The sequence below is a fragment of the Paenibacillus sp. FSL R10-2736 genome (assembly GCF_038000245.1).
GTDB lineage: Bacteria > Bacillota > Bacilli > Paenibacillales > Paenibacillaceae > Paenibacillus_AQ > Paenibacillus_AQ phytohabitans.
Genome location: NZ_JBBOBN010000001.1, coordinates 1 through 23,413 on the forward strand (window position 1 = coordinate 1; position 23,413 = coordinate 23,413).

The window sequence follows — 23,413 nt, forward strand, 5'->3', positions numbered from 1 at the left end:
CCGCTCCCTCCATTTGCTTAAGCGCGCAATAAATCTGACCGCTGCTCACGGATGTACGCCGTTTTGAGCAAGTCCGGGTTGTTTCCAAGAAGCCGCCACCTCTATAGGTGGGGGTAGTTCACTGTACGGATAATCCTCTTTCCAGCAGTGTCCAGAGCTGGGCGAATTCCTGCATGATGCCCGGGCTGCGCCACTCATAGGCGTGCGCCGGATGGTGAAAGCGTGCGGTGCCATAGAGGACTGAACGTGCCTGTACCGCCGCCGGGATACTCCGTGATATAAGACCTTGTTCCATGCCCTGGGCAATGAGAAGGTCAATGTGATCGAGAAGCTTCCGGATGTGGACTTCAACAAGTGCTGCCGATTCTTCAGTAACGGCTGCATACATTTTGAACATCTCGCTGTCCTGTGAAGCATGATGCTGCTTAAGCTCTACGAGCTTAGCGATATAATCTCTAAGCTGCCCCAAGGCATTGGTTGTGGGTATCGCGGCAATTTCAGTTAGCGGAGCTACAATCATCTCCTCCAGCCACCGTTCCGTTACCGCCTCCCGCAACGCAGCTTTGCTGGGGAAATGCCGGTAAAGGGTTCCATGACTTACGCCCAGCAGCTTCGCTACATCAGTGACTGAAGCCTTGTCCGGCCCGTATTTGCGCAGGGTTTGTTCAGCGGCATTAAGGATTTCTGTTTTGCTCAAAAAAGAGCTTAATTTATTCACGGGTAACTTCCCCTTCCTGTGCAAGAAGCATAACATAGCGTATAACAAATGACAAATAATTATTTTTGTCATTTGTTATACGCTATTTGTTATCCGGCTATTCGTGTTATTCATGGAGCTTCCCTGATTAAATTTGCCAGCAGGGCAATTCCGCGCTCCAGTTCTGCCGGAGAAGCATAAGCGTAGGACAGTCTGAGGTGCCCGCGGTCACTGCGGTCGTACAGATCGCCTGTATTCAGCAGCAATCCGGCGCGCAGGGCTGCAGTGAACAGCTTGCGCGGAGGCACAGGATGCAGGAGGGACAGCCAGATGTAGAATCCGCCTGCCGGTACATTCCAGGCTGCCAGTCCGGCACAATGAAGCTGCAGCAGCTCCAGCACAAGATCACGGCGCTCCCGGAGTCTGCCGCGCAGCACCTGCAGATGCTCCTCATGATAGCCGTCCTCAAGCCAACTGGCGGCAGCCAGCTGTGACAGGGAGCTTGCGCCGTAATCACTCTGCATTTTGATATCTGCCAGCCGCCGGACTACCGGCTCCGGGCCGACAATCCAGCCGATGCGCAGGCCGGGGCTGGCTGCTTTGGACAGGGTGCCCAGATGCAGCACTCTTCCCTCGCGGTCCAGCGCCTTCAGCGGCAGCGGAGGCGGTGCATCCAGCCACAGCTCCTGATAGGCGCCATCCTCGAGAATAGGCAGCCCGAGGCTGCCTGTGACCTGCATAAGCTCCCGGCGCCGCCCGGCATCCATCAGAATCCCGGTGGGGTTATGAAAGGAAGGGATACTGTAGAGCATCGCCGCCTTGTTGCGGACAGCCTCAGCCGTAAGATGCTCCGGGATCAGCCCGCGTCCGTCCATGGGCAGTCCGCTGAATTTCACCCCGGCAGACTGAAAGGCATGAATCGAATACAGATAGGACGGCTTCTCCAGCAGGATCGATGAGCCGCGCGGCAGAAGGCCCAGAGCAATAAGCTGGAGTCCCTGAAGTGCCCCGGAGGTGATAAGAATGGAGGCGGGGTCGGCTGCAATGCCGCTTCGGGCCAGCATCCGGCTGACCGCAGCCCGCAGCGCCGGATTGCCGAGCGGTTCCTCATAAGAGAGCGGTGGAAGAATGCGCTGCGCGAGCCCGGCCAGCACTTGGTTCATCGCCGCCCCGGGCAGCAGCTCCGGCGCAGGCTCGCCGGTGCCAAGGCGGATCAGACCCGGCTCATATTCGAGCCGGTTGATATCCTGTACGGTAGGCAGGTTGGGATAGTGAATCCCCTCCTCCACATAATCATTCCAGTTGCCCCGGCGCTCCGGTTCTGCCGGAGCTGTGACCGCATTGGAATCACCGGCGGGCCGGATGCCGGAACGTGCATCCGCTACTACTACGGTGCCTCCGCCGCGTCTGCCCTCAATCAGGCCCAGTGCTGTAAGCTGGCCCAGCGCCGTGACCACCGTGCTGCGGTTAACACCGAGCATGCGGCAGAGCTCACGCTGCGGAGCCAGCCGCATGCCGGGAGGCCAGGCCCCGCTGCTGATCTTGGCGAGGAAGTAGGAGGATATCTGACTATGAAGCGGCAGCGGGGAAGCCGGGTCCGGCTTCCATGTGCCTTGAAGGACAGGGAGTGAGCCGTCCGGCTCCTTTTCAAGAGCGGCAGCGCTTAAGTCTGGATGATCTGGCGGATGCTGATGAGTCAAGGGACCGGCTCCTCTTTTGTGGTTTCTTTCCTTGAGTGTACCATGGTTCATAGGCATCAATTAAGCTTGGCTGGGTATGATACGGACAACTTGGATGGTTACGGCAGCCTCTGCACCAGAGTACGATCAGAATGCGTTAACCGGGAAGAAGCAAGAAGCTGTGGAGGCTTGTCCATCCGGCAGCATCACAGCTTATATGAAGGAGGAAGAAGTTATGACGGAAGCCATTGTACATGGAATCATTCTGGCCTTCGGGCTTATTCTGCCGCTGGGCGTGCAGAATATATTCGTATTCAATCAAGGGGCACAGCACGCGAGATTCCGCAGTGTGCTGCCTGTAGTTCTGACGGCAGCGGCATGCGATACGCTGCTTATAACCGCAGCAGTAGGCGGTATTTCTCTGGTCATTCTATCGCTGGACTGGGTCACGCCCCTTATATACAGTGCGGGAATCCTGTTTCTCTGCTTCATGGGCTGGAGAATCTGGCGCTCTTCTCCGGCGCAGGAAGAGGCGGGGCGCCTCTCTCCGAAGGGACAGATGCTGTATGCACTGTCCGTTTCCCTCTTGAATCCGCATGCGCTGCTGGATACGGTGGGCGTCATCGGTACAAGCTCGCTGCAATATGACGGTATGGTGCGCTGGGCCTTCGCGGCGGCTACGGTGGCCGTCTCCTGGATCTGGTTCCTGGGTCTTGCCGCTGCGGGCCGCCTGCTCGGCAGGATGGATGCCTCCGGTAAGGTGATTAAGAGGCTGAATACCGCTTCAGCACTATTGATCTGGGCGATCGCCGTCTACATGGGAATACAGCTGTGGCGGAGCTTTTAACGCCAATTTAGCCATGCAGAACCGGATTCGGCAACGGCGTTGCCAAACTGTTTCGAAAACTTCACACATTCATAATTTATCTGAATCTAGTCTATTGACCCTTGGAATATAATCGCCTACTATACAGATATAAACACAAAATTCTAAATTATGGGATTCGGAAGGGTGGTGTTTCCTTGGAGCCTGCAGCCACGATTCGAGATCAGCTAGTGGATTATTTATCAAAGCATGAGCTGTCCATCAATCAGTTTGCCATAAGATCCGGCATTAATTCCGGGACATTAAGCCGGATTATTAATGGTCATCAGCCGATTGCCATGAGCCATCTGGAGTTAATTACTGCAGGGATGGGGGTACGCGAGGACTATTTTTACAGTTTATATGTAGATGAATGCTTCTATCATTCGGCACCGACCTGGCGGCGGCTTCGGCCTTTTATTGTAAAGTGTGCAGAGCTTGGGCGCATGGACTGTATCGAGCTTCTGGTACATAATCTGCTTGATAATCTGACCTATGTTCCCATGTTGTTCGAAGTAGCCGAAGGATTGTTTCAGCAGGGGCATTGGCCGGGGGCGGCACTGCTCTACGAGAATGTAAGCGCCAGCGAGAAATACCAGTACTCCGAACGGCTGGCTATGTGCCAATACCGCCTGTTCCAGATTGCACTTGGAGATGATCAGAGCACGAACCTGCGCGCTGCTACTCTGTTTGAGAGCTACATCCCGCGTTTGGATGAGGCGGACCAGCTGGATGCGTTGAAGCAACTGGTGGTTGTTTATTATTCACTCCGTCAGTGGAAAAAGGTGGACGAATTAGCTCAGGAACTTCTTCGACTTGCTACGATTCAGTATGATTACCTGGGGCATTCGAAGCGCACCAACGTTCCTGAGAAGAAAGCTATTTATCCTGTATACTATTATATTCTGTATTCCCATCTTATGCGTTCATGCGCTTGTGTTGAGTGGGAAGACTACGATAATGCACTGAACCTTATTAAACTCTATATTGATGGAAGCTGGATAAGGGAAGATAGCGAGGAAACTCGGAAAATTTTAGCTCAATTTAAAGAATGGGGCCAGGCTAATACTTATCTCTATCGGCTGTTGGCAGGTCAACAAGAGGTAATACCGGAATATGTCGAGTATATTTCAACCCAATCCAATGAGATATTTATGGCTCTATATAGAATTATTCAATCGGCAAATCGCTATCTTTGGAATGTTGATCATGTTCTCGACAGGTTTTCTAACTATGTGTTGAATAAAACAGATCTTAAAGAACTTGGTACTCACAATCCACAAGTTATAGCTGACCAATATGCTAGATTTCTTATTGAATTGGCGACTTATTATTTAGATAATAATCGAAGTGGAGGGGTTAAACTCATACTGCTAAGTTTGGAATCATCCACTAAAATAAATAGTGAGAGTATAGTAATGAAATGTGTTGATTTATTTGAACAACATCGGCATGAGGCGGAAAAGGAAGAGAAGGAACAATACAAACTTCTGATTAGAAAGGTGATGGATGAAAATGAGAAGAAAACTCATTATGCTGTTAGCTTCGTGTAGTTTAGCCGCTCTGATTATTTTACCTGTTGGTACTGTCGATAGCGGTGTTGTGAATACACAAGTTTTAATTCAAGTTAATTCGCACGGAGCTGGTGACTGATAACAGCCTCTTTGTTTAAAAGGTATAATTAGATTTAATCGATTACTTTTTAGTATTTATGTTTGATCGCTATCCTAATTCTTATTAATCCGGACAAGGCGTTCCTGATATTCCAGGGACGTCTTTTTTATGGACAACCCATGATTTAATTAGCGCCCATGTAACCACGTTAACAGGTAATGCGTTCAGACTAACATTTTATTATTTTACATAAATATCTATAATATTGCATAAGGAGGCGGGATTCTTATGTATAGTCCGGCAAGTGTCAGAATTCGTATTGAGAGAGCCAGAAGCAAGCTTCATCAGTTGCAAGTCCAATATGGCGGTTTATGTCATCCTGAGGTACTACGGCAATCCGTAGTGCTGGATGAACTGCTTAATTCTTATGATAATACCTACCGGATGAAGAAAAGGCCGCCTGCTTAGCAGTAACTGAACAGATGAAGTGAAACAACAGAGTAGTTAGATCTAATATTCTATGGATAAGCGTGTGAAAAGGGTGATAAATACTGTGGAGCATACAGTCAAAATCCGGGACGAAATAGCAGCGTATCTCTTCAGGCATAACCTGTCCATTAATCAATTTGCTATCATCAGCGGCATACATTCCGGTACACTCAGCCGGGTGATGAAGGGTCAGCAGGCCTTGGCGATGAATCATCTGATCCGTGTTACACGCGGGATGGGACTTCCCGAGGACTACTTTTACAGTAAGTATGTGGATGAATGTCTGTATGATTCGGCACCAACCTGGCGGCGGCTGAGGCCGTTCCTGCTGCAATGTGCGGCGCTGTCACGTCTGGACTGTATTGAGCGGATTGTACAAAATTTGCTGGATAATCTTCTCTATGTACCGCTGCTGTTTGAGGTCGCCGAGGAATTATTTGAGCAAAAGAGCTGGCAGGCGGCAGCATTAATCTATGAAAATGTGGGAGCCAGCGAGAAATACCAGCATTCCGAGCGTCTGGCGCTCTGTCAATATCGGTTGTTCTTAATAGGTCTCAGCGATGATCAACACAAAAATTTAATTGCTGCTACTTTATGTGAAGGTTATGTGGGCAGACTGGACGAGGTCAATCAATTAGATGCTTTACATCAGTTGGCTAATACGTATTTCTCATTACATGAATGGCAAAAGGTAATGGAATTAGCGGATGAAATGGTGAGGATTGCTTCTCATCTGTATGAGCTACATAGAGAGTCAGGCCGTACGACAAATAATGGACAGGTACACAAAAGACCATTATATGCATATATTTTATACGCCCAGCTGCTTCGTGCCTCTGCATTTGAAGCGTGCGGGGATTATAGATCTGCGCTTGAGATTGTGCCCCTGTATATGAATTATAGCTGGATAAGGGAAGACACTGAGGAAGCAAGGAGGATTATCGCCCAATACCAGGAATGGGGAACGGCCAATACTTATCTCTATCGCTTGTTGGATGGACAAATCGAAGTGCTGGATGAGTACGTAGAGTACATTTCTACCCGGGAAAATGAGATCTTTACGGCACTATTCAAAATTATTGAATCGGCCAATCGTTACAAGTGGAACGTAGATTATATTCTGCAGAGATTTGCGGGCTATATTCCCTACCGGAAAATTTACAGTGTCTTTGGTGAGCATAACAAATTGATTCATAACGAAAATTATGCTCAGTTCCGCCGCGAGCTGGCAACCTATTATCTGGCCCGCAGACGTTATAAAGGCGATGACGTGACCATGCAAGGTGTGGACCTATCCGCCAAAATAGACTGTGAGCGTAATGTGATCCGGGGAACCTTATCCGTGGATTTTGAGATATCGATTTCGGATATCACTAAACTCGGCTGAGGATTGAGGAAAAGCATTCCCTTTGAATATTCATGCAAAACGGCTGAGAACCCCTCCGGGGAATCTCAGCCGTTTATTTGTTCAACCGGTAATGCCGCCCTGCGGTTAGCCGCCGATCTGTGACATGCGGCGGGCGGTAGGCGTATGGCTCTGCGCTTTACGCTCCAGGGCCAGCGCCATTTCATGATTATGCGGCTTGTTGCCGAGCGCCTGGCGGAAAAGAGCCTGCACCGCAGCAGGATCACTTATCAGTGGCCGCACATTATATTCATCCTCCCAGTACAGGCAGGCTTTGATGTTGCCGTCGGCGGTGAGGCGCAGCCGGTTGCAGTTATCGCAGAAGTGCTCGCTTACCGGATGGATCAGTCCGAAGGTTCCTTTTGCCCCGGTGACACGCCGGTTCTGGGAGGGGCCATTCCCGGAAGGCATATCGGCTTCCTCGGTAGTCCAGCCTGCTTCATTGCAGGCTTCCACTACCGTTTCTAGCGGGAGATAGGTCTGCCGCCAGGCATCGCTTGCGCTGCCGATGGGCATATATTCGATGAAACGTACATTCAGCGGGCTGTTCAGCGTCAGGGCGATGAAGTCCTTGATCTCATCATCATTAATACCCTTCATCAGCACGACATTCAGCTTGATCGGCGACAGGCCGGCCGCTTCGGCGGCTTCAATCCCCTTCAGCACTTTGGCGACATCGCCGCCGCGGGTGATCATGGAGAACCGTTCCTGCCGAAGGGAGTCCAGGCTGATGTTCACCCGTGACAAGCCCGCCTGCTTCAGGGCTGCGGCTTTGGCCGGAAGCATCAGACCATTCGTAGTTAACGATATATCTTCAATACCGGGTATAGCGGAGATCATGGATACCAGCTTCTCCAGATCCTTACGGACCAGCGGTTCTCCGCCGGTCAGCCGGACCTTCCGCAGACCCAGCGGCGCAAGTGCTTCCACTACAGCGGTAATTTCCTCATAACTCATAATCTCGTCCTGCGGCTGGAATTGCATTCCTTCCGCAGGCATACAATAAATACAGCGCAGGTTGCAGCGGTCTGTAACCGAAATGCGGATGTAATCATGTATCCGTCCAAAAGGATCGGTCAGCGGCTCCATGGCACTACTCCTTCACCTGTTGAGTTTTATTTTAAATTTTAAAGACTTCATTCCTCTGCGTCAATGTGTACGGCTTCAGCTGGCCCAATCCGCAATTATGGAAGAGGAGGGAATGCATACAGCATAAGAAACGGACAACCTAAATAATATGTGACGAAAGATGAAAGACGCAGCCTAATTTTGACAAAAGTACGACAATTTCAGGGAATGGTCATAGAATGCTCACCGAAAGCGCTTAACAATTTCGATATAATTTAGGTGCGGAAGATTCAAACTTTATAACCTTTCACTTTTGCGAAGAACACAGCTATGATACCGGAAAGTTCAGGCGGCGACCTTAAGGAAGCCCCGGCGTCCGGCAAACCAATAGGGAGGATTTGCAAAATGACTATACCTACAGTTCCATCACTTGTCGTGCCGGAGGTTTGTAGCCGCTGGCTGGAGAGTCGGGGATTAATATATCAGCTTCTGGTTGATTTCTACGGAAGAAAACCATCGCTCTCACTGGTCGCCCAGTGGAGCCGCAACCGTGAGATGAGTATTGCTGCAGAAATGACCGAAGGCGGACGTGAACTGAAGCGTTACCTGTGCAGCCAGGAGCCAGCAATGCTGCCGGCCATCTGTGAGAAAGAGAAGCTCGAATATAAGCGGCTGATGAATGAGCGTGCTGCCAGTACTTTTGTGGCCCGGGAAGCAGCCCAGCTCGGCCGTGAAGAAGAATTCTGTAACGTACTTTCCGATGTGTATGCTTCGGCAGGCATTGTGTTCAAGAAATGCAGCGGGGAAGCTGACGACCATATCGCCATTGAACTGGAATTCATGGCAGTCCTGCATGAACGGATGCTGTACAACAGCTTCTCCATCCGCAGTGCAATGGAGCTTCTGGAGATCCAGGAGAACTTCCTCGAAGAGCATCTGCTGAAATGGACACCGCAGTTCTGTGAACGGCTGAACGCAGCGACTGACAGCCCGCTATATCTTGGACTCAGCCACATGCTGGAGGAATTCCTGCCGCAGGATCTGCATATGCTGCGTGCCTGGAAGGCTTCGCTGGAGAGCAGTGCGGCGGCAATGGTCTAAACAGCTGAATAATCAAGGCGTCCTTCCGAAGTGGAAGGGCGCCTTATTTGTTGCTGCGGCAGGTTCAGCTTCCTGCGAAGAGGTTACAGTATTGTTGCAATTTAAGTTTCGTATAGGATTCCAGTAGGAAGAAACGGTGTCTTCATGTAATATATAAATGTGTCAGTTTAGTGATGAACGGTAGAACGAGAAGGTAGGTTGCATATGAGAAGAGGACTGCAGGCTTTAGTCATCATAGGGGCTATGCTGGCTTTTTATTACTTTGGATTTGGTATTTTTGGCAGTACGGCCGGAACGATCATCAGTATTTTCTCCACATTGACGGTTATCTCTATCGGGCTGGGTATCTTCATGGAGAACCGTAACCCTTCTACCACAATGTCCTGGATTCTGCTGCTGGCCTTGATTCCGGTGCTGGGACTCGTTTTCTATTTTCTGTTCGGACAGAATGTGTTCAAACGGCGCAAATACGATAAGAAGGCCCAGCGCGACCTGATGGCCTATGAACGGATTGAGAATGACGCGCTGCGCATGCACCAGGATTGGTCAGTGTTCAGTCCCGGGCGCCAAAAGCTGCTGGGATTGTCGCAGAGACTGGGACGTACGCCGATTTCCTTCAATTCAGAGACGCGTATCCTGACCAACGGTGAAGAAACCTTCGGGACCCTGCTGCTCGAGCTGCGTCAGGCCCAGCATCATATCCATATGGAATACTATATTTTCCGGGCGGATCATATTGGGACACGCATACAGCAGATTCTGATCGAGAAAGCCCGGGCGGGCGTAGCTGTCCGGTTTATGTATGATGCGGTCGGAAGTATTCAGCTGTCCAAGGCCTTCCTTAAGGAGCTCAGTGATGCCGGCGTTCAGGTGGCTGCCTATGGCAACTCGACCTCTTTTTTCTCCAGCCGGGTGAATTACCGGAATCACCGCAAAATTGTTGTCATCGACGGCGATGTGGGATTCATGGGCGGACTTAATGTTGGCGATGAATATTTGAGCCGGAGTAAGACTTACGGCTTCTGGCGGGATACGCATATGCTGCTGAGAGGTGAAGCGGTGCGGACGATGCAGATTATCTTCCTGCAGGACTGGATGCACACCACCGGTGAGAAAATATTAGAGCAGGATTACCTCTCCCCGCAGTTGCGCTTCACGACCGGCGACGGAGCGGTCCAGATTATTGCCAGCGGACCGGATAACGAGCGGCGTGCACTCAAGAATATCTTTTTCTCCATGATTGCCTCGGCGGAAAAGTCAGTCTGGATCGCCAGCCCCTACTTCATCCCCGATGAGGATATCCTGACCGCGCTGCGTGTGGCGGCGATGTCGGGTCTGGATGTCCGTCTGCTGTTCCCGGCCAAGCCGGATAAGTGGATTCCGTTCCTGGCTTCGCATTCCTACTTCCCGGCACTGCTGGAATCCGGGGTGAAGATTTATGAATATGAGAAGGGCTTCATCCACTCGAAGCTGCTGATTGCGGATGGGGAGATTGCTACCATCGGCACGGCCAACATGGATATGCGCAGCTTCCACCTGAACTTCGAGGTGAATGCGCTGCTGTTGCAGACCGAGAGTGTCTCGCGCATTGTCGCAGACTTCGAGCGTGACCTGCTGTCCACGCGGCAGATTGTCCATGAGACCTTCATGGATAAAAGGCTGCTGGAGCGGCTGCTGGAATCGGCAGCCCGCCTGATGTCTCCGCTGTTGTAGTAAGGAGAATAGCTGAAAAGACCGCCGGATGGAGCTGCTGCTCTCCGGCGGTCTTTTTCTTATTTAGGGACTTATGATATTCCAGGAATCACTCTGAAACCTCTGGAAGTGGGCAGTGTGGGGAATTTAAAGGGAAAAATCCCTCTAATTCCGCCGAGAGTGGGCGATATGGGTGAATTAAAGGGAAAAATCCATCTAATTCCACCAAAAGAGGGCGATTTAGGAAAATTAAAGGGAAAAATCCCTCTAATTCCCGCAGATGCGGCCAAAGGAGCAAATGAGGAGCATTAGTGCACCTGAATTTACAGGGGCTACCCCAGAAGTCGCCCGAATGGAGCAATAGGAGTTGGCCTTAAATCTACATTAGCTGCACAGGCCGCGCACACCGCATAAGCTCCAGCTGATTCCCCATTAGGGTGATATTTATTTGTCCCAATAGAAGAATTTACAGGTTTCTGCTTGGGCATATTCAGAAGGTAGTGAGCCCGAGGCGGGTCTGCATCCGGTAGAGGAGATACTTAATCCATGTAATTTCACTCTGATATTCCTTCAGCGGCAGGCTGTACTCGGCTCCCTCGTTATTCCACAAACGGTTGAAGTAGCTCTCCATTTCAGCATATAGCGGCTGCCCCTGCGGCACGGATACCCAAAGGTTATTCTCCAGATTATAGTCGTCCAGATTACGGGCCGTGAAATTCGTTGATCCGCCCAGAACGATGGAGTTGCCGGCTGCCTTGGCGATGAACAACAGCTTGCTGTGATACTGCTCCTTGCCCGTATTGTACCAGCGGATTGCGATATTCCCCTTAGACTTCCGGTTCAGCTCCATCGCAACCGGGCGGTTCGGGATACCGATTTTGTCCCGTCCGAAGGCATTCTGATTGGGATCCAGCAGCAGCCTTACTTCTGCGCCGCGTGCGTCAGCCGCCAGCAGGGCATCAATAATTCCGTCGTCCGCCAGATAGAACATACCCATCCAGATGACATCCCCCTGCCCTGCTGCCTTGATATCATCCAGAGCGTACTTGTACACCTTGCCTTCGGTCAAATAGCGGACCTCGAGCTGCGGCTCCCCGGCGGGGAGGGCTTGCTGTTTGAAGTCCGGTGTCCTGCTCAGCAAAGGGCCCGCTCCCGAGAGGTTCGCGGCAGCCTGCTCACTCTGCAGAATGTCAGCCAGAATGGGACCCTGCACCTCCAAGGCAATGTTAGAGTGATAGGCGCTGGCGTCATGCACATTCCCCGAAGAGATCAGCGCGGTGTTCTCACTGAGCACCACTTTGCGGTGATTGGCTTTGACATTGAGCAGCTTCAGATACGAACGCGCGGTAATATCGGGTCCTCCGCTGGCCATAAGATTGGGAATCCAGCCCTTGCCGGATTGTCCGAACCACTGAATGAAGGTCCGCCATACAGCGGAGTAGGCCGGGGTCGAGTCACGCAGCGTATCCACATCCGTCATAATAACCTTGATTCCGGCGGCTTTCATCTCTTCCAGCAGATGATTGGGCGCAGAGCTGTAATTGGTATTCACCTCATCGGTAATGAAGGCGATCTCCATCCCGGGATAGGCGGCTTTCTGTGCGATAAGCTTATCAGTAAGCTCCTGGCTGACTGCAGGGAACTGCTGGTCGGTATGGGTATAGTCATTGAACAGGAACAGGTCGATTACAAGGAATTCTCTGGCTTCTCCAATAATCTGCAGAATTCTCGGGAGAATCTGTTCTTCCCTTGCTTCGGCCCCGCTGCTGTCCTGATAGGTCAAGTCGTGCCAGAAGGCTATATTCTCCACCTTATACGCAGGACTCTCCACGGAAATCCCGGGAGGCAGCGGTTTATGGGTCTGGTAGATCATTACCCCGGCTAACCATACCAAAAGAAGGATGACGGCAATCAGTATCTTGGAGCGGCGTCGCAGAATAAACTGCGGTTTCCGCTTGCGGGGTGACGTAATCGCACCGGAAGCTATAATTAGCTGCGACTGTTCGGGCGTAATGGAGCGGCTGCCTTGATTCATGGGATGATCCTCCTGGGTGCTGCGGAGCCAGAGTCCGTAGGTCTTGGCGCCGGCATTGTAACTACCTATTAACGCCCGCTGAGGAGAAGTGAAGCAGCTGACTGCAAAATCATCTGAAAGATCTATTTTTGCTAAAATCGCCGGATTTATACCGTATCGTTCCTGTAAAGCAGGGTTATACAAGTTCTAATGACATACAGCAGAAGCAAATGTATAATGAGTGTAAATAATTTGTATAAGGTTTGAATCTTCAGAAGTATTCAGTGTAAATAGGAAAAGAGTGTGAGATACATCGTGTATTCCATCAAACAGGTCGTCGAAATGCTCGATATTCCTTCGGTCACTCTGCGGGCATGGGAGAACAGGTACCAGGCTGTTGTTCCGGAACGTACCGAATCGGGCTACAGGCTGTACAGCCAGGAGAATATCGAGGACCTTCGCTGGTTGAAGGAACAGACGGACAAGCAGGGCATCAGTATTTCCCATGCCGTGCGGATGCTGAAGATGCGTAAGCAGAAACATCTGGATGAACGTCTGAACGTGGCGGGCGGTGACCCCAGAGATGCCATTGACAAAATGAAGCAGCAGATCTATATAGCCCTGCACGAAATCCAGGGCGAGCGGGCGGATGCATTAATTGATTTCGGGTTCTCATTGTACGGCTATGAGGCTATGGTATATCAGGTGCTTGTGCCGGTGCTGGTCAAGGTTGGCGATGCCTGGGAAGAAGGGACGGCAACGGTAGCCCAGGAGCATTATATGACGCATATGATCTCTAACCGGCTGTCCCAGTTTTTTCATGTGTTTCCCGTTTATGCGCATTTGCCGAAGGTGCTCGCCTTTTGTCCGGCGGGAGAGCATCATCAGATAGGGCTGCTGCTGTTCTCGCTTTTCCTGCGTAAGAACGGGGTTGAGGTCATTTACCTGGGGGCCAATACGCCGGAGGAAGGTGTTCTGGATATGCTGGAGAAGCAAGGCCGGATCGGGGCAGTCTGTCTGTCCGTTACGGATGAAGAGCTTGTGCCGTACTGTGAAGATTTGCTTGGACGGCTCGCTAGCATGCACCCGGAGCTGCAATTTATTGTCGGCGGCAAAGGATATGAAACGGCCAGTCCTGGGGCCACCAGGGCGACCTATAAGCTGGATGAGCCCCCGGAGCAGTGGCAAGCCTGGTTTGACCGGGAGTTTGCCCGAATGAAGCATAGAATGTAGCTTTTAGAACCGATCGGTCCCTTGGGGGCGGGCCGGTTCTTTTTTTTGCCTTTACAGGCTGCGCACTCTAATTATTGGAAGTCGGATTGCTGATATTTACATGGCGCTGCAAAGTATGTATGATATTTGTATCATACTTGTATAGTTTTTGTATAATGTTTGAAAAGAGTTATCTGCCTCAAGACAGACAGCTATAAGGAGGAAGGCGCTTGACTGGACCCAAACGTACCGCGAAAGTTGCAATAATAGGCGCTGGACCAGGCGGGCTGGCTGCAGCTATGCTGCTGGCCGCCGAAGGCTACGCAGTGGATCTCTATGAGAAGCAGGATACAGTTGGCGGAAGATCGGGAGAGCTCAAGCTGGGCAGCTACCGTTTTGACCGGGGGGCTACCTTTTTGATGATGCCGCATCTGCTGGAGGAGCTGTTCGCCCTGGCAGGACGTTCCGTGCATGATTATGTGTCCTTGAAGCCGCTTGATCCGCTATATTCACTGCATTTCGGAGATACCGTATTTACGCCTTCTACGGACCAGGAGCAGACTGCCGGAGAGATTGAGCGGCTGTTTCCCGGCAACGGGAGCGGCTACCGCCGCTTTATGGCCGATGAAGCCGACAAGCTGGAGCGAGTCATTCCGCTGCTGCAGCGTCCGTTTCAATCCCTGGGTGACTATATGAAAAGAGATGTATTGCACGCGTTGCCTAAACTGAACGCCGCAGATAATGTATACAACCGGCTGTCCCGGTATTTCGATGATGAACGGCTGCGGTTCTCGTTTACCTTTCAGGCTAAATATCTGGGGATGTCGCCCTGGGAATGTCCCGGTACGTTCACGATCCTGTCCTATATGGAGCACCGTTACGGCTTGTACCATCCGATAGGCGGAATTAACCGTGTCCTTCAGGCGATGTCTGAGGTGATTCAGGAGCATGGCGGGCATGTGCACACCTCCAGCGGAGTGAAGCGCATAGTGGTCAAGAACGGGCATGCGGCAGGATTGCTGCTGGAGAACGGGGAGCGGGTGGAAGCGGATTACGTTGTGATCGGGGCCGACTTCGGCTCAGCGATGACGCAGCTGTTCGAGCCCGGCATTCTGAAGAAATACACCCCCCGCAAGGTTGCCCGGAAAAGATACTCCTGTTCAACAGCCATGCTGTATCTGGGTATCGATGGGGAGGTGGACCTTGGTCATCATTCGGTTCATTTCTCCGCCGATTACCGGCGTAATGTCGAAGAAATTACTAAGCTTGGGGTATTATCCGAAGACCCCTCTATATATGTCCATAATCCGTCGGTTATCGATAAGACGCTGGCGCCGCCGGGCAAGTCTTCACTCTATGTGCTGATGCCGGTGCCTAATCTGAGCGCAGAGGTCAACTGGCAGCAGGCGAGTGCGGAAGTTGAAGCGCAGATGATGGAGCGCCTGGAGCAGATTCCCCAGCTTGCGGGAATAACCGGGCGGGTGGAAGAGAGCTTATTCTTCTCTCCGCTGGACTGGCAGAACAAGCTGAATGTATATAACGGCGCAACCTTTAATCTGGCCCATAATCTGGGGCAGATGATGTATTTGCGGCCGCACAACACCTTCGAGGAGGTGCGCGGCATCTGGCTGGTCGGAGGCGGAACCCATCCGGGCAGCGGCTTGCCGACGATCTTCGAGTCGGCGAAGATCAGTGCGCGGCTGCTGCGGGAGCATGACCAGGCCCTGCGGGGCAGCTTCACCGTGCCGGCCGGCGCTCCCGGCGCGGGCGCGGGGGTTCCGCTATGAGCCGCGTAGCCGTTGTGGGCAGCGGAATCGGCGGCCTGACCGCTGCGCTGCTGCTTACCCGGCAGGGGCATGAGGTTGTAATGTACGAGCGCGCAGAGCAGGTGGGCGGGCGCGTTGCCTTTGAAGAACAAGGCGGCTACCGGATAGACCGCGGGCCTACCATTGTGCTGCTGCCGGAGATGCTTCTGGATATTCTGGAGGAAGGCGGGCTGCCGCGCGGAAGTCTGGAGCTGCTGCGCTGTGATCCGCTTTACCGGGTTCACTTCAGGAGCGGGCGCGTGCTGACCAAATTTGCGGGGGCCGCGGAGCAGGCAGAGGAGATTGACCGGCTGTATCCCGGAGAAGGCAAGGGCTTCCTGCGGTTTATGGAAGATATGTCACACTTGTATCCAAAGGGCAGGGCTTCGTTTCTGGAGAGAGGCTATAAGAACGGGCGCGAATTTTTCAGCCCGGCCAATGTGTCGCTGATGGTCCGTCTGCGGGCGTACCGAAGTCTGCGCTCTGCAGTCGGGCAATATTTCAGGCATGAGGAGCTAAGGGATGCCTTCTCCCTGCAGAGCCTGTATATCGGCGGAGCCCCCTTCCGCACACCGGGAATCTATACGATGCTTCCCTACGCGGAGCATGCCTTCGGCATCTGGATGCTGAAGGGGGGATATGGCACCCTGCCGCAGATCATTGCCCGGGAGCTGGAGGGCCGCGGAGTACAGATTCATACCAGTACAGAAGTTGATTCCCTGATGGTAGAAGGGGGAAGATGCCGCGGGGTCGTTGTTCAAGGCCGGCAGATAACCTATGATGCCGTGCTGTACAACGGTGATTTCCCGCATATTGAGAAGCTGCTTCCATCCGGGTTGTTCAAGCGGGACAAGAATCTGGCCGGAACTACAAATAAGACAAGCGGTGCTACTGATAAACCGATCCGGCACGGCAGCTTCACACCTTCCTCAGGCTGCCTGCTCATCTATGCAGCTGTATCCAAGCGCTGGCCGCAGTCTCAGGTTCACCAGTTCTTCTTGCCGGACAGTCTGGATAGCAGTCTCCATGAGGTGTTTGACCGCGGGCAGATCCCTGCTGATTCATCATATTATGTGTTCAACCCGGTAGTGCTGGACGACAGTGCCGCTCCTCCCGGAGAAAGTATACTGTATTTCCTTGTCCCTGTTCCGGCAGCACCGGATAAGGATTGGGATGATATCGCCGAAGCACTGGCCGGCAAGGTGCTAAGGGATGCCGAGAAGCGCGGATTCCCGGGGCTTACCGCCAGTATAGTCTGGCGCAGGCTAAGAACGCCGGCCGATGCCCGTAAGGAAGGGATGTACGGGGGCGGGAGCTTCGGAATAGCCCCGATGTTAAGCCAATCCGGTGTATTCCGGCCTCAACCGAAGCCGTATCCGCTCCAAGGCCTGTATGCCGCAGGAGCATCCGTCCATCCCGGCGGCGGTGTGCCGATTGTGATGCAGGGAGCCAGGCTGGCAGTTCAAGAACTGATAAAGGAGATGAGCGGTCATGAATGAAAGGATATTGCAGCAATGTGAAGAACTGATGAAGAAAGGGTCTACTTCCTTTTATAAGGCTTTTAATTTTCTGCCAAGTCCCAGGCGTGAGGCAGTGCATGTTATTTATGCCTTCTGCCGGATTATTGATGACAGTGTGGATGAGCCTGACAGCTCGCCGTACAGCATTCATGAACTGAAGGCGCATTTCAGGGATCTGGAGGAGGCGGACGGACATTTCATCTGGCCGGCGCTGCGCTGGCTGTTCAGCAGCTTCCCGCAGCTTCAGCGTGAGCCTTTTCACCTGCAGATGGAAGGCCAGATCAGAGATCTCTCCTTCACCCGGTACGAAACGATGGAGCAGCTGAAGAGCTACTGCTATCTTGTAGCGGGGACCGTAGGGGAAATGCTGCTGCCCGTTCTGCGGGATGATCAGAATGAAGCGGCACGGGCCGCAGGGATATCTCTGGGTATAGGCATGCAGCTGGTGAATATTATCCGTGATGTAGGCGAGGACCTGCGGAGAGGGAGGAGATATGTGCCGCTTGAGGTTATGGAGCGACAGGGTTACAGCCAGCAGGAGCTGGAAGCCGGAGAGGTTAATGAGCCGTTTATCGCTGTGCTTCAGGAGCTTAGGGCGGAGGCGTTGCACTGGTTTGAAAAGGGCCTGGAGAATGTGCATACGTATCCCTGGGAGAGCGGCATGTCAATTGAACTCGCTGCCGCCTTCTATGCCGCCATTCTTGATGCCGTTGAGGCAGACGGCTATGACGTATTCCACAAGCGGTCTTATGTCAGCGATGAAGCCAAGCTCAAGCTGTTCAGGCGTACGGTAGTGCGCTATACCGGTATCACAACCGTGGTGGTGTAATCATGATCAGAACCCTATTTTGGATCTGGTATGGAGTCGGCGCTCTGCTGCTGATCTGGTTTGGGATTCCGGAAAGTCTGAGCTTTTCCAATGGTTTGTTTCTAGTCTTTTATGGTGCATATGCCGCGCATTTATTATCCTCCGGGCAGGCTTGGCCCTTCATGTCTGACTGGTCAGTCATATCTGTTGAACGCCGCCGTAAACTTTCCATGTGGCGTGCTGCAGGCCTGATCTGGATGGGAGGAATGGCTGTCGAATGGGTCGGCGTTCATTCAGGCCGGTTGTTCGGTGAGTATCACTACTCTACGGTGCTCGGACCTTTATTGTTTGGCGTGCCGGTTACGCTGGGCTTCGCCTGGATCGCTGTCGTCTGCAATGCCGTACTTATCAGCTATGATTTCGGGCAGCGCGGCTTGCGCCTGCTGCTGCTGCGGGCTGTTCAGGTCGGCTTCTGGACGGTGCTTCTGGATCTGGTGCTTGATCCCGTTGCCCATGCCAGGAACTTCTGGCACTGGGAGGGAGTTGGCGGCTTCTACCAAGTCCCCTGGAGCAATTTCGGGGGCTGGCTGATTGCCGGCGCTGCCTTGTCCATGCTGCTGCCGGCTGTGCCGGTTACCTGTCTGGCGGCCCGCCGCGGTACCCGTCTGTATCAGGCGATTCTAATTCTGTTCGGTCTTATCAGTCTTACAGAGGGTCTGCCGGCCTGTGCAGTGATTGCCGGATTAGGCACTGCTCTGGCGGAAGGGAGCTTGCGTTATGCTGGAAGCCGTCAAGTCGGGAAGCTTTGACCGCTTGTTCTACCGCTATAATTCATTTTATCTGCTGCGCAGGCATTTCCATTCCATCGGAATATGCGGGGATCTGCAGCCTGCAGCGGCCGAAGGCAGAGGTATTCTCTATCTGATGAATCACAGTTCCTGGTGGGATGGCCTGCTCGCCTATCACGCGGCAGGGAAATTGGCGGGAAGCAGGCACTACTTCATGATGGAAGAGGAGCAGCTGCGCAAATATGCCTTCTTCCGGAAGCTTGGCGCCTATTCCATTAACTCCGCCGGTACGGGGGACTTGCGGGCTTCATTGCGTTATACAGCGGGACTGCTGCAGGCGGGACAGAGCGTCTGGATGTATCCGGAAGGTGAGATTCTGCCGCTGGAGCATCGTCCGCTGAGCCTGAAAGAGGGGGCGGCACTGGTGCTGCGTCTCAGTCCGCTGACTGCGGTAGTGCCGGTAACGCTATATCATGGCCTGTTCCGCCATACCAAACCGGAAGCGACACTGCTCGCCGGAACCCCGCAGCTGCTGCCTTGGGCCGATATGGACCGCTCAGACATTGCCCGCAGCCTGGAGGCTGCACTTGGAGAACAACTGGAGGCACACCGCAATCGGATTCTTAATCATAAAGGTTACATGCCGGAGGAATTCAGGCCGCTTCTGAAGAGGGGAAGATCCACCAATGAATGGCTTGACATGCTGAGGCCGGGCAGGGGGAGCCGATGATCACGGTCTTACAGATCATAACGGTTGTGCTGCTGCTCCAGCTGCTGTTTGCGGTGTGGAATGCAGCGCAGCTTCCCAAGCTGGGCACGGGAATTAGCCGAGGGGCTTCAGAAGTACATCCGGTATCGGCAGCATCAGCAGTACGGCGCCTGTCCGTGCTGATCCCCGCACGGAATGAAGCGGATAATATTGCGGACTGCCTATCCTCTGTGCTGGCTTGCAGCACCAGCGGAAGGGAAGTGGAAGTAAGAGTGCTGGATGATTCCTCGGCAGACGGCACAGGAGCGATTGCCGCTGCAATCCTTGGAGACAGGGCATGTGTTATGCGGGGACGGGAGCTGCCGGAAGGCTGGCTGGGCAAATCCCATGCCTGTGCCCAGCTGGCGGAGGCTGCAGAGGGTGACTGGCTGCTGTTTCTGGATGCGGATGTCCGGTTGCAGCCGCTGGCTCTGGAGGCGGCATTCTCTGCGGCCGAAGCTCAAGGCGGCGGCATGGTCACAGGATTCCCCCGCCAGGTCACCGGCACATGGCTGGAGCGGCTGGTGGTTCCCCTGATGGTCTTCACGATCATCTGCCACCTGCCGGTTCCGCTTGTCCGCGGTTCAAGAGACCCGCGTTTTGTTGCGGCACATGGGGGCTTCATCCTGATTCACCGGGATACTTATGCACGCTGCGGCGGGCATGAATCGATCCGCGGTGAACTGGTCGATGATATGGCGCTGGCCCGTGCGGTGAAGCGGGCGGGAGAACCGGTTACCCTCGCAGATATCACCAATTATGCTTCAATGCGGATGTATCACAATGCCAGGGAAGTGTGGAACGGCTACCGCAAGAATATCTATGCCGGTATCGGCCGCAGCCCCGTGCTTCTGCTGGCTGTGCTTACGATGTATTTATCACTCTATATGCTGCCGGTTGCGGCAGTCTTGTACTATTGCATGACCGGGCAGCCTTCATCAGCAGTTATGCCGGCTGTTGCAGTGCTGGCCGGTATCGCCATCAAGCGGACCAGTGATGCGGCAGGCAGGCAGCCGGTCTGGTTCTGTTTGCTTTTGCCGGCCGGTATACTCTGCTTGTCCTTAATTGCCGTGGCATCCTGGCGCGGAAGCCGTTCCTGCGGGGGCTACGAATGGAAAGGTAGGCGTTATTTATGAAACCGAAGGCTGTGATTATAGGTGCCGGATTCGGAGGGCTGTCCTGTGCGGTAACACTGGCCGTCAAAGGCTGGGAAGTAACCGTGCTGGAACGGCAGCAGCAGCCGGGCGGCAAGCTGCAGCGTGTCGAAGCGGGAGGATACATGTTCGACCGTGGCCCGAGCACCATTACGATGCCGCATGTCTTCCGTTCGTTGTATGAGCTTGCCGGGACCCGCATGGAGGAGTATGTCCGGCTGTATGAACTGGAGCCGCGAACCCGCAATGTATTTACTGACGGCTCAATTGTTGACTTCTCCCGCAATATCGGGGCTATGCAGGAGCAAATTGCGTCTTATAGTCCTGAAGATGCTGTGCGCTATCCAGACTTTCTGGCCGAAGCCTCGCGTCTATACGAGCTCAGCGGGCAGCAGTTCCTGAACAGGCTGCTGCTGTCCTGGCGGGACAAATTATCGCCGTCTCTTGTACGGGACCTGCTGCGCGTCAGGCCTTTTCTTAATCTTCATGCCCTGCTGCTCCGTTATTTCAGTCATCCGAACACCCTGGCTATGCTGGGACGTTATGCCACATATGTCGGTTCCTCGCCGTATCGTGCGCCTTCGATATTTGCGATGCTTGGACATCTGGAGATCAGGGAAGGGGTCTACGGTGTCAGGGGCGGGACCTATGAGCTGGTCAAAGGCTTAACTACACTTGCCCGGGAGCTGGGCGTACAGCTGGTTACAGGCACCGAGGTTACGGGGATTTCGGTAGTTTCCGGCGCTGTGGAAGGGGTGGATACGGCTCAAGGGTTCTATCCGGCCAAGACTGTTATAGCCGGCGGTGATGTGCTGAGCATCAACCGTATGCTGCTGCCCGAAGAGAACCGTCCGGGCATGACAGACCGCAAGATTGAAGCCTACGAGCCGTCCTTGTCCGGGCTGGTGACACTGGCGGGAGTGCCGCGCAGATATGATACCCTGCTGCATCATACGGTTTTTTTCCCTGAGAATTATGAACAGGAATTCAAGGATATCTTTGAGCATAAACGTCCTCCGCAGCAGCCTGCGGTCTATGTATGCCACTCGGGTTATTCCGAGCCTGAGCTGGCGCCGCCGGGCGGCAGCAATCTTTTTATACTGGCCAATGCGCCGTATCTGAGCCCCGCCTGTGACTGGAACGAAGAAACCGCTTACGGGGAACGTGTTCTGTCCGTGCTCGAGAGCCATGGAATTACAGGGTTATCCCAAGCGGATGTCCTGCAGCGTTATACCCCCCGGGATATCGCTGACGATACTCTCGCCCACCGAGGGGCCATTTACGGGATATCCTCCAATTCAGCGCGGCAGACCTTCTCCCGCCCGGGGAACCGCTCCAGGGATGTTAAGGGGCTCTGGTACGTCGGCGGAACTACACATCCCGGAGGAGGGACGCCGGTTGTATCCTTGTCCGGAAGGCTGGTGGGGGAATATATTGCCGGGAGTCAATAAAAGACAGAAGGAATCCTCCCGTGTCAACTGCCGGGCGGTGTTGTGTTATAATGAAATGTACTTGTGCTTAAGAAGCCTATAAGTAGCGTCTCACGCTACCGGACATATATGAATACAGGGTAGAACGGAGGAAGACAGCATGAATCATATGCCGCAGGACGGTGTGCCGCAAAGTCCGGAGCAGCAGCCGGGCACAGAGTACGGGTCAGCATCGCGGGCAGCAGGCACTGAGGGACATAAATCTCTGCTGCCTGACTCCAGAACCGGGGAACGCAAGATTGAGCATGTGCGGCTCTGCCTGAATGAAGACGTTGCCGGCAGCGGAATTACAACCGGCTTCGAGCAGTACAGGTTCCGCCATAACGCACTGCCGGAGCTGGACTTTGAGGAGATCAGGCTCGGTACGGAATTTCTCGGCCGGGAGCTGCGGACACCGCTGCTGATCAGCTCCATGACCGGGGGAAGCGAGGCGACCGGGCACATTAACGCCCGGCTCGCCGAAGCAGCCGAGCGCCGGGGCTGGGCCCTCGGCGTGGGTTCTGTCCGTGCCGCTGTAGAGCGCGCAGAGCTGGCGGCTTCTTTTCATGTGCGCGATAAGGCTCCCACGATTCCGGTTATAGCCAATGTCGGGGCGGTACAGCTCTCCTACGGCTTCGGTGTAGAAGAGTGCCGCCGCGCGGTAGAGATTGCCGGGGCAGACTGGCTGGTTCTGCATCTGAACGGGCTGCAGGAGGTATTCCAGCCGGAGGGAGACACCGGGTTCGCTTCCCTGCTGAAGCGGATAGAGGCGTTATGCCGTAACCTTGAGATACCGGTAGGTGTCAAAGAGGTAGGCTGGGGCATTGACGGAGAAACCGCAGCCCTGCTGTATAATGCTGGTGCTGCCTTTATCGACGTTGCAGGTGCGGGCGGCACATCCTGGAGCCAGGTGGAGAAGTTCCGCAGTACGGACCCGGTACGGCGCGCGGCTGCGGAGGCCTTCGCGGACTGGGGGATTCCCACGGCGGAATGCATCGGAGAGGTGCGGGCCATCTCGCCCCGCGGCGCGCTGATCGGCAGCGGCGGGCTGAAGCATGGTGTGGATGCCGCCAAGGCGCTGGCGCTTGGGGCCGACTTGGCCGGCTTCGGGCGGAATCTGCTGGGTCCGGCTGTCAGCTCCGAGGAGGCGCTGGACCAGGCGCTGGCACAGGTTGAACTGGAGCTGCGCACGGTCATGTTCGGCATCGGCGCGCCGGATCTTGCTTCCCTGCGCGGTACCCCGCGTCTTATCCGGCGCTAGAAGCAAGCCGATGAATATGGAATT

Annotated in this window: 20 protein-coding genes; 16 read left to right on the top strand and 4 right to left on the bottom strand. The window is 53.8% G+C overall.

Going from position 1 to position 23,413, the window contains the following annotated elements; translation table 11 throughout:
* Positions 1-118 precede the first annotated feature (118 nt).
* Complete coding sequence (locus tag NSQ73_RS00005) at positions 119-718, bottom strand: TetR/AcrR family transcriptional regulator (protein ID WP_340985018.1); 600 nt, start codon at positions 716-718, stop codon at positions 119-121.
* Positions 719-828: 110 nt separating this feature from the next.
* Complete coding sequence (locus NSQ73_RS00010) at positions 829-2,280, bottom strand: aminotransferase-like domain-containing protein (RefSeq protein WP_445669646.1); 1,452 nt, start codon at positions 2,278-2,280, stop codon at positions 829-831.
* 331 nt (positions 2,281-2,611) lie between these two features.
* On the opposite strand from NSQ73_RS00010, the gene NSQ73_RS00015 reads away from it, so the two are divergent.
* The 4 genes from NSQ73_RS00015 (at position 2,612) to NSQ73_RS00030 (ending at position 6,731) form a co-directional block, all read left to right on the top strand.
* A complete protein-coding gene (locus tag NSQ73_RS00015) occupies positions 2,612-3,223 on the top strand; it encodes a LysE/ArgO family amino acid transporter (RefSeq protein WP_171720799.1) in 612 nt (203 codons plus the stop codon).
* A gap of 176 nt (positions 3,224-3,399) precedes the next feature.
* Entirely contained in the window at positions 3,400-4,794 is a 1,395-nt protein-coding gene (locus NSQ73_RS00020) for a helix-turn-helix domain-containing protein (protein WP_340985022.1), read from the top strand.
* 349 nt (positions 4,795-5,143) lie between these two features.
* Positions 5,144-5,323, top strand: coding sequence for an aspartyl-phosphate phosphatase Spo0E family protein (locus NSQ73_RS00025; RefSeq protein ID WP_042218151.1), 180 nt, complete (start codon positions 5,144-5,146; stop codon positions 5,321-5,323).
* Positions 5,324-5,408: 85 nt separating this feature from the next.
* Positions 5,409-6,731, top strand: a complete 1,323-nt coding sequence (locus NSQ73_RS00030; RefSeq protein ID WP_340985025.1) for a helix-turn-helix transcriptional regulator — start codon at positions 5,409-5,411, stop codon at positions 6,729-6,731.
* A 105-nt stretch (positions 6,732-6,836) separates the two neighbouring features.
* Here the strand turns inward: NSQ73_RS00030 and moaA are convergent, their stop codons facing one another.
* Positions 6,837-7,838 (bottom strand): GTP 3',8-cyclase MoaA, encoded by a 1,002-nt coding sequence (gene moaA, locus NSQ73_RS00035; RefSeq protein ID WP_039309112.1) that lies wholly within the window; start codon positions 7,836-7,838, stop codon positions 6,837-6,839.
* 384 nt (positions 7,839-8,222) lie between these two features.
* Between moaA and NSQ73_RS00040 the strand changes: the two genes are divergently transcribed.
* From NSQ73_RS00040 to NSQ73_RS00050, 3 genes are all read left to right on the top strand, one after another.
* The gene (locus NSQ73_RS00040) at positions 8,223-8,918 is read left to right on the top strand and encodes a TorD/DmsD family molecular chaperone (protein WP_039309109.1); all 696 of its coding nucleotides are present in this window, start codon (positions 8,223-8,225) and stop codon (positions 8,916-8,918) included.
* Between the two features lie 204 nt (positions 8,919-9,122).
* Positions 9,123-10,631: a cardiolipin synthase gene (cls, locus tag NSQ73_RS00045; protein ID WP_042140271.1), complete on the top strand. Its 1,509-nt coding sequence runs from the start codon at positions 9,123-9,125 to the stop codon at positions 10,629-10,631.
* A 168-nt stretch (positions 10,632-10,799) separates the two neighbouring features.
* Complete coding sequence (locus NSQ73_RS00050) at positions 10,800-10,922, top strand: hypothetical protein (RefSeq protein WP_340985026.1); 123 nt, start codon at positions 10,800-10,802, stop codon at positions 10,920-10,922.
* A gap of 178 nt (positions 10,923-11,100) precedes the next feature.
* Here NSQ73_RS00050 and NSQ73_RS00055 read toward each other — a convergent pair whose 3' ends face one another.
* Positions 11,101-12,645, bottom strand: coding sequence for a phospholipase D family protein (locus tag NSQ73_RS00055; protein WP_340985029.1), 1,545 nt, complete (start codon positions 12,643-12,645; stop codon positions 11,101-11,103).
* A 282-nt stretch (positions 12,646-12,927) separates the two neighbouring features.
* Here NSQ73_RS00055 and NSQ73_RS00060 point away from each other — a divergent pair, with 282 nt between their 5' ends.
* The 9 genes from NSQ73_RS00060 to fni all read left to right on the top strand — a co-directional run bounded on the left by NSQ73_RS00060 (position 12,928) and on the right by fni (position 23,389).
* Positions 12,928-13,857 carry a MerR family transcriptional regulator gene (locus tag NSQ73_RS00060; protein WP_340985030.1) on the top strand — a complete coding sequence of 310 codons (930 nt, stop codon included), beginning with the start codon at positions 12,928-12,930 and terminating at the stop codon, positions 13,855-13,857.
* Between the two features lie 209 nt (positions 13,858-14,066).
* On the top strand, positions 14,067-15,623 hold the full coding sequence (locus NSQ73_RS00065) for a phytoene desaturase family protein (protein ID WP_281365939.1): 1,557 nt from the start codon (positions 14,067-14,069) through the stop codon (positions 15,621-15,623).
* Complete coding sequence (locus NSQ73_RS00070; protein WP_340985032.1) at positions 15,620-17,140, top strand: phytoene desaturase family protein; 1,521 nt, start codon at positions 15,620-15,622, stop codon at positions 17,138-17,140. Before NSQ73_RS00065 ends, NSQ73_RS00070 begins: the two co-directional genes overlap by 4 nt.
* Complete coding sequence (locus NSQ73_RS00075; protein WP_042140267.1) at positions 17,133-17,990, top strand: phytoene/squalene synthase family protein; 858 nt, start codon at positions 17,133-17,135, stop codon at positions 17,988-17,990. The genes NSQ73_RS00070 and NSQ73_RS00075 overlap by 8 nt, the downstream gene beginning before the upstream one ends.
* Before the next feature lie 2 nt (positions 17,991-17,992).
* A complete protein-coding gene (locus tag NSQ73_RS00080) occupies positions 17,993-18,778 on the top strand; it encodes a carotenoid biosynthesis protein (protein ID WP_340985033.1) in 786 nt (261 codons plus the stop codon).
* On the top strand, positions 18,747-19,487 hold the full coding sequence (locus tag NSQ73_RS00085) for a lysophospholipid acyltransferase family protein (RefSeq protein ID WP_340985034.1): 741 nt from the start codon (positions 18,747-18,749) through the stop codon (positions 19,485-19,487). Before NSQ73_RS00080 ends, NSQ73_RS00085 begins: the two co-directional genes overlap by 32 nt.
* On the top strand, positions 19,484-20,641 hold the full coding sequence (locus tag NSQ73_RS00090; RefSeq protein WP_340985035.1) for a glycosyltransferase: 1,158 nt from the start codon (positions 19,484-19,486) through the stop codon (positions 20,639-20,641). The genes NSQ73_RS00085 and NSQ73_RS00090 overlap by 4 nt, the downstream gene beginning before the upstream one ends.
* Entirely contained in the window at positions 20,638-22,110 is a 1,473-nt protein-coding gene (locus NSQ73_RS00095) for a phytoene desaturase family protein (RefSeq protein ID WP_340985036.1), read from the top strand. The genes NSQ73_RS00090 and NSQ73_RS00095 overlap by 4 nt, the downstream gene beginning before the upstream one ends.
* 139 nt (positions 22,111-22,249) lie before the next feature.
* Positions 22,250-23,389: a type 2 isopentenyl-diphosphate Delta-isomerase gene (gene fni / locus NSQ73_RS00100; RefSeq protein ID WP_340985037.1), complete on the top strand. Its 1,140-nt coding sequence runs from the start codon at positions 22,250-22,252 to the stop codon at positions 23,387-23,389.
* Positions 23,390-23,413 lie beyond the last annotated feature (24 nt).

Bases quoted from the DNA above. Each gene is read 5' to 3' on its own strand.
- NSQ73_RS00075 (WP_042140267.1), top strand. From the start codon at position 17,133: ATGAATGAAAGGATATTGCAGCAATGTGAAGAACTGATGAAGAAAGGG.
- NSQ73_RS00055 (WP_340985029.1), bottom strand. From the start codon at position 12,645: ATGAATCAAGGCAGCCGCTCCATTACGCCCGAACAGTCGCAGCTAATT.
- NSQ73_RS00080 (WP_340985033.1), top strand. From the start codon at position 17,993: ATGATCAGAACCCTATTTTGGATCTGGTATGGAGTCGGCGCTCTGCTG.
- NSQ73_RS00025 (WP_042218151.1), top strand. From the start codon at position 5,144: ATGTATAGTCCGGCAAGTGTCAGAATTCGTATTGAGAGAGCCAGAAGC.
- NSQ73_RS00050 (WP_340985026.1), top strand. From the start codon at position 10,800: ATGGGTGAATTAAAGGGAAAAATCCATCTAATTCCACCAAAAGAGGGC.
- NSQ73_RS00085 (WP_340985034.1), top strand. From the start codon at position 18,747: ATGCTGGAAGCCGTCAAGTCGGGAAGCTTTGACCGCTTGTTCTACCGC.
- fni (WP_340985037.1), top strand. From the start codon at position 22,250: ATGAATCATATGCCGCAGGACGGTGTGCCGCAAAGTCCGGAGCAGCAG.
- NSQ73_RS00090 (WP_340985035.1), top strand. From the start codon at position 19,484: ATGATCACGGTCTTACAGATCATAACGGTTGTGCTGCTGCTCCAGCTG.
- NSQ73_RS00040 (WP_039309109.1), top strand. From the start codon at position 8,223: ATGACTATACCTACAGTTCCATCACTTGTCGTGCCGGAGGTTTGTAGC.
- NSQ73_RS00095 (WP_340985036.1), top strand. From the start codon at position 20,638: ATGAAACCGAAGGCTGTGATTATAGGTGCCGGATTCGGAGGGCTGTCC.
- cls (WP_042140271.1), top strand. From the start codon at position 9,123: ATGAGAAGAGGACTGCAGGCTTTAGTCATCATAGGGGCTATGCTGGCT.
- NSQ73_RS00015 (WP_171720799.1), top strand. From the start codon at position 2,612: ATGACGGAAGCCATTGTACATGGAATCATTCTGGCCTTCGGGCTTATT.
- NSQ73_RS00070 (WP_340985032.1), top strand. From the start codon at position 15,620: ATGAGCCGCGTAGCCGTTGTGGGCAGCGGAATCGGCGGCCTGACCGCT.
- moaA (WP_039309112.1), bottom strand. From the start codon at position 7,838: ATGGAGCCGCTGACCGATCCTTTTGGACGGATACATGATTACATCCGC.